The 15,611-nt window shown below is 72.1% G+C and carries 14 protein-coding genes; 2 read left to right on the forward strand and 12 right to left on the reverse strand.

Features of this window, described 5'->3' with window-relative positions; translation table 11 throughout:
- Positions 1-51: 51 nt before the first annotated feature.
- From aroQ to JO379_RS06800, 10 genes are all read right to left on the reverse strand, one after another.
- A complete protein-coding gene (aroQ, locus tag JO379_RS06755; RefSeq protein WP_209514340.1) occupies positions 52-495 on the reverse strand; it encodes a type II 3-dehydroquinate dehydratase in 444 nt (147 codons plus the stop codon).
- Positions 492-1,583 carry a 3-dehydroquinate synthase gene (gene aroB / locus JO379_RS06760; RefSeq protein ID WP_130876865.1) on the reverse strand — a complete coding sequence of 364 codons (1,092 nt, stop codon included), beginning with the start codon at positions 1,581-1,583 and terminating at the stop codon, positions 492-494. The genes aroQ and aroB overlap by 4 nt, the downstream gene beginning before the upstream one ends.
- Before the next feature lie 7 nt (positions 1,584-1,590).
- On the reverse strand, positions 1,591-2,136 hold the full coding sequence (locus JO379_RS06765) for a shikimate kinase (protein ID WP_130876866.1): 546 nt from the start codon (positions 2,134-2,136) through the stop codon (positions 1,591-1,593).
- A complete protein-coding gene (aroC, locus tag JO379_RS06770) occupies positions 2,133-3,317 on the reverse strand; it encodes a chorismate synthase (RefSeq protein WP_130876867.1) in 1,185 nt (394 codons plus the stop codon). Before aroC ends, JO379_RS06765 begins: the two co-directional genes overlap by 4 nt.
- A gap of 172 nt (positions 3,318-3,489) precedes the next feature.
- Entirely contained in the window at positions 3,490-4,335 is an 846-nt protein-coding gene (locus JO379_RS06775; protein WP_209514342.1) for a shikimate dehydrogenase, read from the reverse strand.
- Positions 4,332-6,032: an endolytic transglycosylase MltG gene (mltG, locus tag JO379_RS06780; protein WP_209514344.1), complete on the reverse strand. Its 1,701-nt coding sequence runs from the start codon at positions 6,030-6,032 to the stop codon at positions 4,332-4,334. Before mltG ends, JO379_RS06775 begins: the two co-directional genes overlap by 4 nt.
- Before the next feature lie 126 nt (positions 6,033-6,158).
- A complete protein-coding gene (gene ruvX / locus JO379_RS06785; RefSeq protein ID WP_130876870.1) occupies positions 6,159-6,623 on the reverse strand; it encodes a Holliday junction resolvase RuvX in 465 nt (154 codons plus the stop codon).
- 2 nt (positions 6,624-6,625) lie between these two features.
- On the reverse strand, positions 6,626-9,295 hold the full coding sequence (gene alaS, locus JO379_RS06790; RefSeq protein WP_130876871.1) for an alanine--tRNA ligase: 2,670 nt from the start codon (positions 9,293-9,295) through the stop codon (positions 6,626-6,628).
- Positions 9,295-9,621: a DUF6167 family protein gene (locus JO379_RS06795; RefSeq protein WP_130876872.1), complete on the reverse strand. Its 327-nt coding sequence runs from the start codon at positions 9,619-9,621 to the stop codon at positions 9,295-9,297. The genes alaS and JO379_RS06795 overlap by 1 nt, the downstream gene beginning before the upstream one ends.
- An 8-nt stretch (positions 9,622-9,629) precedes the next feature.
- On the reverse strand, positions 9,630-10,070 hold the full coding sequence (locus JO379_RS06800) for a DUF948 domain-containing protein (RefSeq protein ID WP_165451501.1): 441 nt from the start codon (positions 10,068-10,070) through the stop codon (positions 9,630-9,632).
- A gap of 203 nt (positions 10,071-10,273) precedes the next feature.
- Here JO379_RS06800 and JO379_RS06805 point away from each other — a divergent pair, with 203 nt between their 5' ends.
- Entirely contained in the window at positions 10,274-12,571 is a 2,298-nt protein-coding gene (locus JO379_RS06805) for an ATP-binding protein (RefSeq protein WP_245381399.1), read from the forward strand.
- A gap of 25 nt (positions 12,572-12,596) precedes the next feature.
- On the opposite strand, the gene rpsD is transcribed toward JO379_RS06805, so the two are convergent.
- Positions 12,597-13,211, reverse strand: a complete 615-nt coding sequence (gene rpsD, locus JO379_RS06810) for a 30S ribosomal protein S4 (RefSeq protein ID WP_130876873.1) — start codon at positions 13,209-13,211, stop codon at positions 12,597-12,599.
- Positions 13,212-13,396: 185 nt separating this feature from the next.
- Between rpsD and JO379_RS06815 the strand changes: the two genes are divergently transcribed.
- Positions 13,397-14,143: a DUF2470 domain-containing protein gene (locus tag JO379_RS06815; protein ID WP_130876874.1), complete on the forward strand. Its 747-nt coding sequence runs from the start codon at positions 13,397-13,399 to the stop codon at positions 14,141-14,143.
- A gap of 46 nt (positions 14,144-14,189) precedes the next feature.
- Here the strand turns inward: JO379_RS06815 and JO379_RS06820 are convergent, their stop codons facing one another.
- Positions 14,190-15,560: a replication-associated recombination protein A gene (locus tag JO379_RS06820; protein ID WP_130876875.1), complete on the reverse strand. Its 1,371-nt coding sequence runs from the start codon at positions 15,558-15,560 to the stop codon at positions 14,190-14,192.
- Positions 15,561-15,611: the final 51 nt, after the last annotated feature.

The raw sequence follows: 15,611 nt of genomic DNA on the forward strand, positions 1-15,611 counted from the left end.
GGGACCGGGGAAAGAGTAAGCTCTCCGGCTCCCACCGGGGGAACGGCCCCGTCAGCCCGTCAGTTCCTCCGCCAGCGCACGCAGCGCGAGCCGGTACGAACCGATGCCGAACCCGGCGACCGTGCCGCTGGCGACCGCCGCGATGACGGAGGTGTGGCGGAACTCCTCGCGCGTGTACGGGTTGGAGATGTGCACCTCGATGAGGGGCGCGGTGCGCTGGGCCGCCGCGTCACGCATCGCGTACGAATAGTGCGTGAAGGCCCCGGGGTTGATGACGACGGGGACCGAGCCGTCCGCGGCCTCGTGCAGCCAGCGGATCAGCTCGCCCTCGTCGTTGGTCTCCCGGACCTCGACGGCGAGACCGAGCTCGCCGCCGAGCCGGGTGCACTCCTCGACCAGGCCCTTGTACGAGGTCGAGCCGTAGACGTCGGGCTCGCGGGAGCCCAGCCGGCCGAGGTTCGGCCCGTTGAGTACCAGCACCCGGCGCCCGCTCACGAGGCGATCTCCGCGTGTGCCGCCAGCAGCATCGCCGGGTCCGGTGCCTCCAGGACCGTCGGCTTGGCCAGGCCGTCCAGGACGATGAAGCGCAGCCGGTCGCCGCGGGACTTCTTGTCGACCTTCATGGTCTCCACCAGCTTGGGCCACTGGTCGCCACGGTAGGTGACGGGCAGGCCCACGGATTCGAGGATGGCGCGGTGCCGGTCGGCCGTCGCGTCGTCCAGGCGGCCGGCGATCCGGCCGAGTTCCGCGGCGAAGACCATGCCGACGGCGACGGCCGCGCCGTGCCGCCAGTTGTAGCGCTCGTTCTTCTCGATGGCGTGGGCGAGGGTGTGGCCGTAGTTGAGGATCTCCCGCAGGCCCGATTCCTTCAGGTCCGAGGAGACGACGTCGGCCTTGACCTTGATCGCGCGCTCGATCAGCTCCGAGGTGTGCGGACCCCGCGGCGTGCGGGCGGCCTCGGGGTCGGCCTCGATGAGGTCCAGGATCGCGGGGTCGGCGATGAAGCCCGCCTTGATGATCTCGGCGAGGCCGCTGACGTAGTCGTGGACCGGCAGCGACTCCAGCGCGGCGAGGTCGCACAGCACCCCGGCCGGGGGGTGGAAGGCGCCGACGAGGTTCTTGCCCTCGGCGGTGTTGATGCCGGTCTTGCCGCCGACGGCCGCGTCGACCATGCCCAGCACGGTGGTGGGCACGGCGATCCAGCGCACCCCGCGCAGCCAGGTGGCGGCGACGAAGCCCGCCACGTCCGTGGTGGCACCGCCGCCGACGCCGACGATGACGTCGGTGCGGGTGAAGTTGGTCTGCCCGAGCGCCTTCCAGCAGTAGGCGGCGACCTCGACGGTCTTGGCCTCCTCGGCGTTCGGGAGCTGGATGGCGATGGCCTCGTAGCCCTGCGCGGCCAGGTCCGCGCGGAGCACCTCACCGGTCTCGGCGAGCGCCTCGGGGTGCAGCACGGCCACCCGCTGGGCGGCGGTGCCGATCAGGCCGGGCAGCTCGCCCAGCAGCTGGCTGCCGACCAGGACCTCGTACGGCGCGGTGCCCGCGCTGCCGGCAACCTGGATTCGGGTAGGGGCGTCGGTCATGCGTTCCTCACTGCGGGATGTCCGGTGTGTGGGCCCGGGGCAGCTGGAGTGCCTCCAGCACGGCGTCGGCCACCTGGGCCGGGGTGCGGCCGCCGGTGCCGACGACGGCGCGGGCGACCTCGGTGTAGAGCGGGCGGCGCGCTTCCATCAGCTCGCGCCACCGCTTGCGGGGATTGACGGCGAGCAGCGGCCGCGGGGCGTCCAGGCCCACCCGGTGGACGGCGTCGGCGAGCTCGACGTCGAGGAAGACCACGGGCAGGCCCGTGAGCAGGGCGCGGGTGGCCGGGTCCATGACGGCGCCGCCGCCGAGGGAGAGCACCCCGGGGTGCTCGGCCACGGCGGCGGCCACGGCCTGCCGCTCCAGCTCACGGAAGTGCGGCTCGCCCTCGTCGATGAAGATCTCCGGGATGGGCTTGCCGGCGGTCCGCTCGATGTCGGCGTCGGTGTCCCGGTAGCCGGTGCCCAGCCGCTCGGCGAGCAGGGCACCGATGGTGGACTTGCCCGCTCCGGGCGGGCCCACCAGGACGACGACGGGTGTGCCGGGCGGGGTCACTTGATGGCCAGGTTGTCGAGGTAGCCCCGGACGTTGCGACGCGTCTCGGTGACGCTGTCGCCGCCGAACTTCTCGACGACCGCGTCCGCCAGGACGAGCGCCACCATGGCCTCGGCGACGATGCCGGCGGCGGGGACGGCACAGACGTCGGAGCGCTGGTGGTGCGCCTGCGTCGCCTCGCCGGTGACGACGTCGACGGTGGCCAGCGCGCGCGGCACGGTCGCGATCGGCTTCATCGCCGCCCGGACGCGCAGCAGCTCACCGGTGGTCAGACCGCCCTCGGTGCCGCCGGAGCGGCCGGAGGTGCGGCGGATGCCGTCCTCGGTGGCGACGATCTCGTCGTGCGCCTTGGAGCCGGGCACCCGGGCCAGGTCGAAGCCGTCGCCGACCTCGACGCCCTTGATGGCCTGAATGCCCATCAGAGCGGCGGCCAGGCGGGCGTCCAGACGCCGGTCCCAGTGGACGTGCGAGCCGAGGCCGACCGGCACGCCGTAGGCGAGGACCTCGACGACGCCACCGAGGGTGTCACCGTCCTTGTGGGCCTGGTCGATCTCGGCGACCATCGCCTTCGACGCGTCGGCGTCCAGGCAGCGCACCGGGTCGGCGTCGAGCCGCTCGACGTCGGAGGGCTTGGGGAGGACGCCGTACGGGGCCTTGGCCGCCGCCAGCTCCACCACGTGCGAGACGATCTCGATGCCGGCCGTCTCCTTGAGGAAGGAACGGGCGACGGCGCCGAGGGCGACACGGGCGGCGGTCTCACGGGCGGAGGCGCGCTCCAGGACCGGCCGGGCCTCGTCGAAACCGTACTTCTGCATCCCCGCGAGGTCGGCGTGGCCGGGGCGCGGCCGGGTCAGCGGGGCGTTGCGGGCCAGCGAGGCGAGCTCGTCGGGGTCCACCGGGTCGGCCGCCATGACCTTTTCCCACTTGGGCCACTCGGTGTTGCCCACCATGACCGCGATCGGGGAACCCATGGACAGGCCGTGGCGGACACCGCCGAGGAAGGTGATCTCGTCACGCTCGAACTTCATGCGCGCGCCGCGCCCATAGCCGAGGCGCCGTCGGGCCAGGTGGTCCGCCACCATGTCGGTGGTGATCGGCACGCCGGCGGGAAGGCCCTCCAGCGTCGCCACGAGTGCGGGGCCGTGCGACTCCCCGGCCGTCAGCCAGCGCAACCTGCTCAACGGGACTCCTCTTGCTCGCGCCTGGATCATGCGGTGACGTGTCCGGAGCGCGTGCGCGGCCCGGGCCCGCCACCTCAGATCCTCCCACGACCCGGAGCCCCTTCCGGCAGCCGGTCCGGGTTGTGGACCGGTCGCGTCGGCTCCGGTAACGGGCCGGGGGCCGCCTCGCGGGTCAGGCCGTACGGGCCGCGAGGGCCGCCTCGCCCGCCGCGCGCATAGCGGCCAGCGGGGCGGTGGGGCACCCGGTCATCTGCTCGACCTGCAGCACCGCCTGGTGGACGAGCAGGTCCAGGCCGCCGAGGATCGCGCCGCCGCGGTCCGCCCAGGCGGCCGCCAGCGGGGTCGGCCACGGCTCGTAGAGCACGTCGAAGAGCGTGCCGGGGTGCTCCGGGACCTCGGCCGCGAGGCCGTCCGTGGCCCCGGCCGGGGTGGTCGCGACGACCAGCGGCGCACCGAGGCCCTCGGCCGCGCGGCTCCAGTCGGCGGTGCGGACGTCGACACCGAGCCGCTCGCCCCAGTGCCGCATCTCGGCGGCGCGCTCGGCGCTGCGGACGTAGGCGGTGACCTCGCCGGTGCAGATCCGGGCGAGGGCGGCGAGGGCGGAGGAGGCCGTGGCCCCGGCGCCGAGCACGGTGGCGGAGGCCACCTTCTCGACGCCGCGCTCGCGCAGCGCCGCCGCGATGCCGGGGATGTCGGTGTTGTCGCCCAGGCGGCGGCCGTCGCCGGTGAGGACGACGGTGTTGACGGCCCCGACGGACTCGGCCGTGGCGCTGATGCCGTCCAGCAGCGGGATGACCGCCCGCTTGAGCGGCATGGTCAGGGAGAGCCCCGCCCAGGTGCCGTCGAGTCCGTCCAGGAAGCCGGGCAGCGCGGCCTCGTCGACCTCGAAGCGGTCGTAGGTCCACTCCCCCAGGCCCAGGTCCGCGTACGCGGCCCGGTGCAGGACCGGGGAGAGCGAGTGGGCGATCGGCGAACCGAGCACCGCCGCCCGGCGGCGGTGCTCCCTCGGGTCACTCATCCCTGCTTCTTCGCCTTCTGGCTTTCGTTGAACTCGTCCACGAGCTTCTGGTGTTCCTTGAGGTTCTTGGTGAACCGCGTCTTCCCGTCGATGGAGACGAAGTAGTACCAGTCACCGGCCTCGGGGTCCATCGCGGCCTTGAGCGCCTCGGCCCCGGGGTTGCCGATGGGACCGGGTGTCAGACCCCGGTAGAAGTACGTGTTGTACGGGTCGTCGAAGGACCGGAGCTGCTTGGGGCTGAGGTCCAGCTTGCTCTGGTTCTTCAGGTAGTTGTACGTCGAGTCGAATTCCAGCTTGCCGTTCGTCTCGATGTTGGTCGGCTTGAGGCGGTTGTATATGACGCGCGCCATCTTGCGGAAGTCGTCGTGCGTCATGCCCTCCGCGTTGACCATGCTCGCCACGGTGATGAGCTGGAGCGGGGACTTCAGGCCCAGTTCCTTGGCCTTGCCCTCCAGGTCTTCCTTGGCGTAGTTCTCCTTGGCCCGCGCGACCATCTGCTTGAGGATGGCCTCCGGCTTGGTGCCCTTGGCCGCGCTGTACTGCGACGGGTAGAGGAAGCCCTCCAGCGGGTCCTTGATCTTGGGGTCGCTGTTGGCCCACTCGGGCAGCCCGAGGTTCTTCACCTGGCTGGTGGCGACGTCCTTGGTCGTGCCCTGCTTCAGACCGAGCTTCTGGTCGATCGCGGCATAGATCTGGACGGCCCGGCGTCCCTCACCGATGGTGAGGAAGTTTCCGGTGTGGGTCATCATCGCGACGGCCGCCGAACCCGACATCTCCTTGCGGAGGGTGTAGGTGCCCGGCTGGATGGCCACGCCCTTGCCGGCGGCCGCGGTGAAGGCGCCGACGCTCTTGACCACGCCCGCCTTCTCCAGGACCTGGCCCATCCCGGTCAGGGTCGAACCCTTGGGGATCTCGACCTGGACCTCGCCGCTGCCCTCGCCCGAGTAGTCGGGCGCGGCACCGAAGTGGGTCTGCCAGTAGTCGTAGGCGAGGTAGCCGCCACCGCCCACGACGCCGACGAGCACGACGGCGACGAGCAGGCAGGCCGTGCCGCTGCGGCGCTTGTTCTTGCCCTTGGCGTTGCCTTTGGACTTGCCCTTGCCGCGGCGGTCGCGACGGCTCTCCTCGCGGGAGTCGTCCGTGCCGTCGGGATCGTCGGGGTCGTCGGCACCGGTGAAGAAGGGGTGCTTCTCCTCTTCCGGCTCGGGCCCCGGCTCCGGGTGCCACTGCTCGTGCTGCCCGGTGTCGTGCGCCTGCTGCGGCACGCCGGGACGCGGCTGCTGGTGCTGCCCCGTGTGATGGGGCTGCTCGTGCTGCCCCGTCTGGTGCGGCTGCTGATGCTGGCCGGTCTGATGGGGCTGCTGGTGCTGGCCGGTGTGCTGCTCCGGCTGCTGGTGCTGCCCCGTCTGATGCGGCTGCTGGTGCTGGCCGGTGTGGTGCTCCTGCTGCTGCGGGTAGCCGTCAGGGCCGTAGTAGTCCTGGCGGCCGTACTGCTCCGCCGGGTTCGCGCCGTACTGACCCCCCGCGCTCTGCGAGGGGTCCCAGCCGTACTGCTGCTCCGCGTACTGCTGCTGCTCGGGGTACTGCTGACCGTACGGAGGCTGCGGATACTGCTGCCCGTTGTATCCCTGGTCCCCGTACAGAGGGTCCTCGGGATGCCACGGTTGGGAGCCGGAGCCCCGGCCATACTCAGTCATCGATCCCCTAGAGCCGCACAGCGGCAGCCGGTGAGCGCTCCGTGGAGTGCACGTTCGATGCGTCCGGTCCTGTACGGAAGACGTTCGAACGGCTGCCATGTCGCGCGGAACGTTACCGTATCGCGATCAGATGACCACTTCTACGGATTCACCCGGAGGACGACCGGAGATCTTCTCGATCTCCAGAGCGTTCTGCAGAATGATCACAGCCGCGGCCTGGTCGACGACGGAGCGGCCCTTCTTGGAGCTGACCCCGGAGGCCCGCAGACCCTGCGTGGCCGTGACCGTCGTCATCCGCTCGTCGACCAGTCTGACCGGCACGGGAGCGATGCGCCGGGCCATCTCCTTGGCGAAGGTCCGCACCTTGGCCGCCGCCGGGCCTTCCCGTCCGCTCAGCGAGCGGGGCAGGCCGACCACGACCTCGACGGGTTCGTACTCCTCGACAATCGCCGCCAGCCGCTTGTGGGCTGACGGGATGTCACGTCCGGGGACGGTCTCGACCGGGGTGGCGAGGACCCCGTCGGGGTCGCACGAGGCGACCCCGATCCGGGCGTCCCCGACGTCGACGGCGATCCGCCTGCCGCGTCGCACGATCAGGCCGCCTCGGCGACGAGGCGCTCGACGGCGGCCATGGCCTCGTCGAGAGCGTCGGCGTTCTGGCCGCCGCCCTGGGCGACGTCCGGCTTGCCGCCGCCTCCGCCACCGAGCGTCTTGGCGGCCGTACGCACCAGGTCACCGGCCTTGAGCCCACGCTCGCGCGCGGCCTCGTTGGTGGCGATCACGGTCAGCGGGCGACCGTTGACCACGGTGAACAGCGCGACGACGGCGGCGCGGCCGCCCTGGATCCGGCCCCGGACGTCGAGGACGAGCTTGCGCAGGTCGTCGGCGCCCGTGCCGTCCGGCACCCGGCCGACGGCCAGCGCCACGCCCCGGACGTCCTTGGCACCCTCGGCGAGACCGGCGGCGGCCTGGAGCACCTTCTCGGCGCGGAACCGCTCGATCTCCTTCTCGGCGTCCTTCAGCTTGGCGAGCATCCCGGAGATCTTCTCCGGCAGCTCCTCCGGACGGCCCTTGACCAGGTCCGTCAGCTGGGAGACGACCGTGTGCTCACGGGCGAGGAAGTTGTAGGCGTCCACGCCGACGAGGGCCTCGACACGGCGCACACCGGAGCCGATGGAGGACTCGCCGAGCAGCTTCACCAGACCGAGCTGGGCGGTGTTGTGCACGTGCGTGCCGCCGCACAGCTCCTTGGAGAAGTCACCGATGGTCACGACGCGCACCCGGTCGCCGTACTTCTCGCCGAACTCGGCGATGGCGCCCTGCTTCTTGGCGTCCTCCATGCTCATGACCTCGGCGTGCACATCGAGCTCACGGGAGAGGACCTCGTTGATCCGCTGCTCCACGTCCGTGAGGACGGTGCCCGGCACGGCGGCCGGGGAGCCGAAGTCGAAGCGGAAGCGGCCGGGCGAGTTCTCCGAACCGGCCTGGGCGGCCGTCGGGCCGAGGGCGTCGCGCAGCGCCTGGTGGGTGAGGTGGGTGGCGCTGTGGGCGCGGGCGATGGCCCGGCGGCGGCGCACATCGATCTGGGCGTACACGGACGCGCCGACCGTGACCTCGCCGACCTGGACGACGCCCTTGTGGACGCTGACGCCGGGCACCGGCTGCTGGACGTCGCGGATCTCCACGACGGCACCGGTGTCGAGCCGGATCCGGCCCTGGTCGGCGAGCTGGCCGCCGCCCTCGGCGTAGAAGGGGGTGCGGTCGAGGACGACCTCGACCTCGTCACCCTCCTGGGCGGCCGGCGACGGCACGCCGTCGACCAGCAGACCGACGACGGTGGACTCGCCCTCGGTGTCGGTGTAGCCGGTGAAGACGGTGGAGCCGGCGGTGTCGGCGACCGCGCGGTAGGCGGAGACGTCGGCGTGGCCGGTCTTCTTGGCCTTGGCGTCGGCCTTGGCCCGCTCCCGCTGCTCCTTCATCAGGCGGCGGAAGCCGTCCTCGTCCACGGACAGCCCCTGCTCGGCGGCCATCTCCAGGGTGAGGTCGATGGGGAAGCCCCACGTGTCGTGCAGCAGGAACGCCTTGTCGCCGGCGAGGACCGTGCCGCCGGCGGCCTTGGTCTCGGTGACGGCGGAGTCGAGGATGTTGGTGCCGCCCTTGAGGGCCTTGAGGAACGCGGCCTCCTCGGCGAGGGCGACGGTCTCGATGCGCTTGCGGTCGGTGAGGAGCTCCGGGTACTGCTCGCCCATCGTCTTGAGCACGACGTCGACCAGCTCGGCGACGACCGGGCCGGTGGCGCCGAGCAGGCGCATGTTGCGGACGGCGCGGCGCATGATGCGGCGCAGGACGTAGCCACGGCCCTCGTTGCCGGGGGTGACGCCGTCGCCGATGAGCATGACGGAGGTGCGCATGTGGTCGGCGACCACGCGCAGCGACACATCGGTGCCGTGGGCGGCGCCGTAGCGGACACCGGTCAGCTCGGTGGCCTTGTCCATGACGACGCGCAGGGTGTCGGTCTCGTACATGTTCTGCACGCCCTGCAGGATCATCGCCAGGCGCTCGAGGCCGAGACCGGTGTCGATGTTCTGGCTGGGCAGGTCGCCGAGGATCGGGAAGTTCTCCTTGTCCTCGCCGGCGCCGCGCTCGTACTGCATGAAGACCAGGTTCCAGATCTCCACGTACCGCTCGTCGTTGACGGCCGGGCCGCCCTCGACGCCGAACTCGGGGCCGCGGTCGTAGTTGATCTCGGAGCAGGGACCGCACGGGCCGGGGACGCCCATGGACCAGTAGTTGTCCTTCTTGCCCAGGCGCTGGATCCGCTCGGCGGGGACGCCGACGACGTCGCGCCAGATGCGCTCGGCCTCGTCGTCCTCGAGGTAGACGGTGATCCAGAGCTTCTCGGGCTCCAGGCCGTAGCCACCGTCCGCCACGGAGCTGGTGAGCAGCTCCCAGGCGTACTTGATGGCGCCTTCCTTGAAGTAGTCCCCGAAGGAGAAGTTGCCGCACATCTGGAAGAACGTGCCGTGCCGGGTGGTCTTGCCGACCTCTTCGATGTCCGGGGTACGGACGCACTTCTGCACGCTGGTGGCGCGCGGGAAGGGCGGCTTGACCTCGCCGAGGAAGTACGGCTTGAAGGGCACCATGCCCGCGGGGACCAGTAGCAGGGTCGGGTCGTCCGCGATGAGCGACGCCGACGGCACGACGGTGTGCCCGCGCTCCTCGAAGAAGCGCAGCCAGCGGCGGCGGATTTCAGCCGACTCCATCAGTGGTCCTCTTTCCGGGTGATCGAGTTGTAGGGGTGGCGCTGGTCGAGGGCGACCAGCCGGCGCTGCTCGGGCAGCTCCCGGCGCTCGGGCTCCGCCACCGGGCCGAGACCCAGCGCGTCCTTGAGCGCCGCCTCGCGATCGGCCATGCCGTCGCGGACGTCCAGCGCGAAGAGCTTGACGCGGCGGCCGGCGATGACCGCGCGGTCCGCGGCCTGCAGGGCCAGGCTCTCCGGGGTGAGCTTGCTCAACTTGCGGTTGACCTTGGTGGTGGCCCAGACACCGGCTGCTACACCAGTCGTGAACCAGAACGTGCGGCGAAACATTTCCGGGGTCAACCCTTCCCACGGGTACGGCGGCTGCCGCGCCTTGCGGACGGCAGATCCTGTGCGGTCCTGCCGACGAAAACGGTGGCCTTCGGCGCGGGCTCCGCCTTGCGGCCGATCGCGCGGCGCACGCCGTAGCCGAACGCGGCGACCTTGACCAGCGGTCCGCCGAAGGCGGAGGAGACGGTCGAGGAGAGCGCCGAGGCGTTCGCCGTGACCTCCTGGACGTCCGCGGCGATCGAGTCGACGCGGGCGAGCTGGGTGTTCGCGGAGCGCACGGTCGCGGAGGCGTCGGCCAGGAGCGGCACGGCCTGCTCGCTGACCTCGGCCACCAGCTTCGTGGTCGCCTTCAGCGTCTGCGCGAGCCGGACCAGCACCAGGGCGATGAAGGACACGAGGATCGCCCAGAAGACGGCCACGAGGATCCCGGCCACCTCTCCACCGGACACGTTGCACCGCTCCTTAGCTGGTCGTCGAGCTGGTTTGTCGAGCTGTTCGCCGCCGGCCGGCGCCGGCCGTCGCCGATCGTCAAACGTCGGGTACCGACCTTATCGCGCCGGGCGTCGGGGCCCGTACCGCATTACGGCCCTGATCGGGCGGTTCACCAGGCAGAGTTTACGGTCCGCACACCCGTCAGTACGCTCTGTGTGCCATGGCACCGCTCTCCGGCTCCCCGTTCCCCGGCCCGTCGTCCGACGAGGGCGCCGCACCGGCCCGGCCGCCGGGCAATCTGCCCGCCGAGCCGAGCCGCTTCATCGGCCGTGACCGTGAACTCGCCGCCCTGACCGCGCAGTTGGGGCACTCCCGGCTGGTGACGGTCACCGGGGTGGGCGGGGTGGGCAAGACACGGCTGGCGATCCGGGCCGCTCAGGCGGTGCAGGATCGCTTCTGCGACGGGGTGTGGCTGGCCGGGCTCTCGGCGCTGAGCGACCCGGCGCTGCTGGACCACGCGGTCGCCGCGGCCCTCGGGCTCACCGATCACACGGACCGTCCACCGCGCGCGTGTCTGCTGGAGCAGCTCGCGGACCGCCGGCTGCTGCTCGTACTGGACGGGGTCGAGCACCTCGCCCGGGAGACCGCTGCGCTCGCGCACGCGCTGCTGCGCACGGCGCCGGGGCTGAGCGTGCTGGTGGCCGCGCGGCGGCCGCTGGGCGTCGCGGGCGAGCGGGTCTTCCCGCTGTCGCCGATGGGCGGGGCCGATGCCGTCGCGCTGTTCGAGGACCGGGCCACGGCGGTCCGGCCCGGCTTTCCCGCCGGGGCGGGCGAGCTGGTCGCGGCGGCCGAGCTGTGCCGGCGTCTCGACGGCATTCCGCTGGCCCTGGAGCTGGCCGCCGGGCGGCTGGACGCCCTCTCCGCGGACCAGGTGCTGGACCGGCTGGACGACCGGTTCCGGCTGCTGACCGGGGGCTCGCGCGGGGCGCTGCCCCGCCATCGCACGCTGCGGACGGCGATCGGCTGGAGCCATGAGCTGTGCACGCCCGCCGAGCGGCTGCTGTGGGCGCGGCTGACGGTCTTCGCGGGGCTGTTCGACCTGGAGGCGGCGGAATACGTCTGCTCGGGCCCCGAGCTGCCCGCCGAGGATCTGCTCGACGTGCTGGCCTCGCTGGTGGCGCAGTCCGTGGTGGTCCGGGAGGACGGCCCGCTGGGGCCGCGCTACCGGCTGCTGGACTCCGTGCGGGCCTACGGCGCGGACTGGCTGCGGGCCCTGGGGGACGACGAGCGGATGCTCCGGCGGCACCGCGACTGGTACATGGGCCTGGCCACGTGGTGCGAGCTCGACTGGTTCGGGCCGCGTCAGGGCGAGGTGGCGGCCAGGGTCGAGGCCGAGCTGCCGAATCTGCGGACCGCCCTGGAGCACAGCCTGGGGGACGGCGACGAGGCGCACCTCGGTCAGTGCCTGGCGGGGACCCTGTGGTTCTGCTGGGTGGGGTGCGGGCGGCTGGCCGAGGGCCGGTACTGGCTGGAGCGGGCGCTGCGCGCGCCCGCGGGCTACCCGGAGACGCGGGCGAAGGCCCTGTGGGTGCTGGGCCATGTCGCGGTGCTCCAGGGCGACCGGGCGCGGGCGGTCGGCGCGCTCGGCGAGTGCCGGGAGCTAGCGGAGCGCACGGCTGACGAGCGGGCGGCGGCCTACGCCGAGCACCGCATGGGCTGTCTCGCGCTGGTCTCGGACGACATGCCGCGCGCCGAGGAGGTACTGCGGGCGGCGCTGGCGCGCTATGCCGAGATCGGCGAGCTGAACAGCAATGTGCTGATGGGCCGGGTGGAGCTGGCGATGGCCGTCGCCTTCCAGGGGGATCTCGCGGGTGCGGTGGCCCTCTGCGAGGAGGTGCGGGAGGTCTGCGAGGACCACGGCGAGCGCTGGACGCTGGCGTATGCGCTCTACGTCCTGGGCTTCGTGGCCTTCGGCGGCGGGGACCGGGGCCGGGCCCGGGCGCTGCTGGAGGAGTGCCTGGCCATCGATCACGCCTTCCACGATCTGGTGGGCGCGGTCCTGGCACTCGAGCTGCTGGCCCTGGTGGCACTGGAAGAAGGGGAGGAGGGGGCAGAAGGGGAGGAGGGGGCAGAGCGCGCCGCGCGGGCGGGTGACGCCGGCGCGAAGAGCGCGACGGATGAAGCCGCGGAGGAAGCCGCGGTGGAGGCGGCGGTGCTCCAGGGGGCCGCGGGGCGGTTGTGGCGCTCGGTGGGGCTGCCGCTGTTCGGCTCGCGGTTCTTCAACGCGCCGCACGTGCTGTGCGAACGGGGCGCCCGGGAGCGGCTGGGCGCGGAGCGGTACGAGGAGTACCTGCGCGAGGGCGCGCGGCTCGATCTGGACGCGGCGGTGGCGCGGGCGCTGCGGGGCGCGCACCGGGGGCGGGCGGCCGCGGTGCCGGGCCCACGACGGCATCCGGCCCCGGAAACGCACCAGCCCGCTTCTTCCCCGGCCGCGGGGGCCGGGGAAGAAGCGGGCTGAGCGAAAGGTGAGTGAGACGTCCGGATCAGCGGGCGTAGTACTCGACGACGAGCTGCTCGTCGCAGATCACGGGGATCTCCTTGCGGTTCGGCTCACGGTCCAGGCGGAAGGCCAGCGCCGGCAGGTTGACCTGCAGGTAGCGCGGGGTCTCACCGTCGGTGTCGTAGCCACCGGCCATGGCGACCTGGAAGGGGTGCTTGGCGCGGCTGCGCTCGCGGACCATCACGACGTCGTCGGGACGGACGCGGAAGGACGGCTTGTCGACCTTGCCACCGTTGACCTCGATGTGGCCGTGGACGACCATCTGGCGGGCCTGGTAAATGGTGCGGGCGATGCCCGAACGCAGGACCAGCGCGTCGAGGCGGCGCTCGAGCTCGATGACCAGGGCCTCGCCCGTCTTGCCTTCGGCCTTCTTGGCGCGGTCGTAGGCGCGGGCCATCTGGCGCTCGCTGATGTCGTACTGGGCGCGCAGACGCTGCTTCTCGAGCAGACGGACCTTGTAGTCCGAGTTCTGCTTGCGGCCACGGCCGTGCTCGCCCGGCGGGTAGGGGCGGGCCTCGAAGTACTTGACGGCCTTCGGCGTCAGCGCGATGCCGAGCGCACGAGACTTCTTGACCTTGGGACGCGACTGGTTAGGCACGTTCTCCAGACCTCCGTTGTAGGTTAGGTTAGGCTCACCTTACTTAAGGAGATCGCATGTCTCGCCCGGGGAAAACCACGCACACGGACAGCACAGACAGCGTCGACGCCGCGCAGGGCATCGATACGACGGAGGTCCGATCAGATCATGGTCAGCCGCGTCCCAGCGGGCTTGAAATCGCACGGATGCCGTCAGCAGCCGAGCGCACACGAACTCTCGTACAGAGTACATGCTCCGCGGTAGTGCTGATTCCCGGCCTCGAAGGGGCCCGCGCGGACCAGCTGATGCCCGAGGCGCGCAGCGTCGGCCCTGACGGGGAGCTGTTCCTGGTCTTCCCCGCCGACTCACCGGCCGTACGCGCAGCCACCCACGCGCAGGACGACGAGCTGGCCGCAGTGCTGGAGCTCACCGACGTCGCGCCGGTCTCCGTACCCAACCGTATCCGCGGCCGGGCGTGGATCTCCGGCTGGCTCACCTCCTGCCCCGGGGTGACCGAGCCCGGCCGGATGCTGCTGCGGCTGGAGGTCGGCGAGGTGTGCGTCGACGACCTGTGGGGCGCCTCGGGCGTCGAGCCGGAAGACTTCGCCCGCTCCTCGGCCGATCCGCTCGTGGAGCACGAGGTGGAACTCCTGCAGCACCTGCACTCCGCCCACGGCGACCAGGTGCGGGGGCTGTGGGGCCTGCTCGGCGAACGCGACGGGGATACCGGGGCCGAGGACACCTGCGGCCGCGCCGCGCGGGAGACCGGTGCCGCCGCCGTGCCGGTGGCCCTGGACCGCTTCGGTCTGCGGGTGCGCTTCACCCGGGCGCAGGGCGGCGGCAGCGCGGCGGACCGGTCCTTCGACGCCCGCTTCGAATTCCCCGAGCCGGTCCGCGACATCGCCGAACTGCGCCGGGCGATGCACACCCTCTTCGAGGCCGCGGCGGAGTGAGCGCCGGGGATCACCCGGACGGGGGAACCCCGCCCCGGCAGCCCGGCTACTGCTCCGCGGCCGGTGGCTGCTCGCCGCGCAGCCGGGCCCGGACCCGCTCCACCACGTCCGCGTAGCGCGCCTCGGCGCCGTAGCGCGTCGGCTCGTAGTACCGCTTGCCGTGGATCGCGTCCGGTGCGTACTGCTGGGCGGCGATACCGCCGGGCAGGTCGTGGGGGTAGAGATAGCCCTGCGCGTGGCCGAGCTTCTCGGCGCCCTTGTAGTGCCCGTCCCGCAGATGCGGGGGCACGGGCCCGGCGAGCCCCGCCCGCACGTCCGCGAGGGCCGCGTCGATCGCGAGATACGCCGCGTTGGACTTCGGGGCCAGGGCGAGCGCCACGGCCACCTGCCCCAGCACGATCCGCGCCTCGGGGAAGCCGATCAGCGCGACGGCCTGGGCACCGGCGACCGCGGTCTGCAGGGCCGTGGGGTCGGCCAGGCCGATGTCCTCGCTCGCGGAGATCATCAGCCGCCGGGCGATGAACCTCGGGTCCTCCCCCGCCTCGATCATGCGGGCGAGGTAGTGCAGCGTGGCGTCCACGTCCGAGCCGCGGATGGACTTGATGAGCGCGCTGGCCACGTCGTAGTGCTGGTCGCCGGCGCGGTCGTACTTCACCGCCGCCCGGTCGACGGCGTCCTCCAGCGTCTCCAGGGTGATCTCGCTCTCGCCCTTGGCGATGGCCGACCCGGCCCCCGCCTCCAGGGCCGTCAGAGCACGCCGGGCATCGCCCCCGGCGATCCGCAGCAGATGGCCCTCGGCATCCTCGGGCAGGGTGACCGCGCCGCCGAGCCCGCGCTCGTCGGTGAGCGCGCGGTGCACCAGACCGCGCAGATCGTCGTCGGTGAGCGCCTGGAGCGTCAGCAGCAGGGAACGCGAGAGCAGCGGCGAGATGATCGAGAAATAGGGGTTCTCCGTGGTGGCCGCGATGAGGGTGACCCAGCGGTTCTCCACGGCGGGCAGCAGGGAGTCCTGCTGCGCCTTGCTGAAGCGGTGGATCTCGTCGAGGAAGAGGACGGTGTCCTTGCCGTACCCGCCCGAGGCGCGGCGGGCACCGTCGATGACGGCCCGCACCTCCTTGACCCCGGCGGTGATCGCCGAGAGCTCGACGAAGCGCTTATTGGTCGCCTGGCTGACGACATAGGCCAGCGTCGTCTTGCCGATGCCGGGCGGGCCCCAGAGGATCACCGAGGACGGCCCGGCGGGGCCGCCGCTCCCCTCCCCCACCAGTCGGCGCAGCGGTGAGCCCTGCTTGAGGAGATGGCCCTGGCCGACGACTTCGTCGAGGGTGCGGGGGCGCATGCGGACGGCCAGCGGGCTGCTCGCCGGGTCTTTCTCCTGGCGGTCCTCTGCGGCTGCGGTGAACAGGTCGGGTTCCACGCTCGAAACCCTATGGCACACCACTGACATTGCCTGTCCGGCGGATCATGT

This window comes from Streptomyces syringium (assembly GCF_017876625.1).
Lineage (GTDB): Bacteria > Actinomycetota > Actinomycetes > Streptomycetales > Streptomycetaceae > Streptomyces > Streptomyces syringius.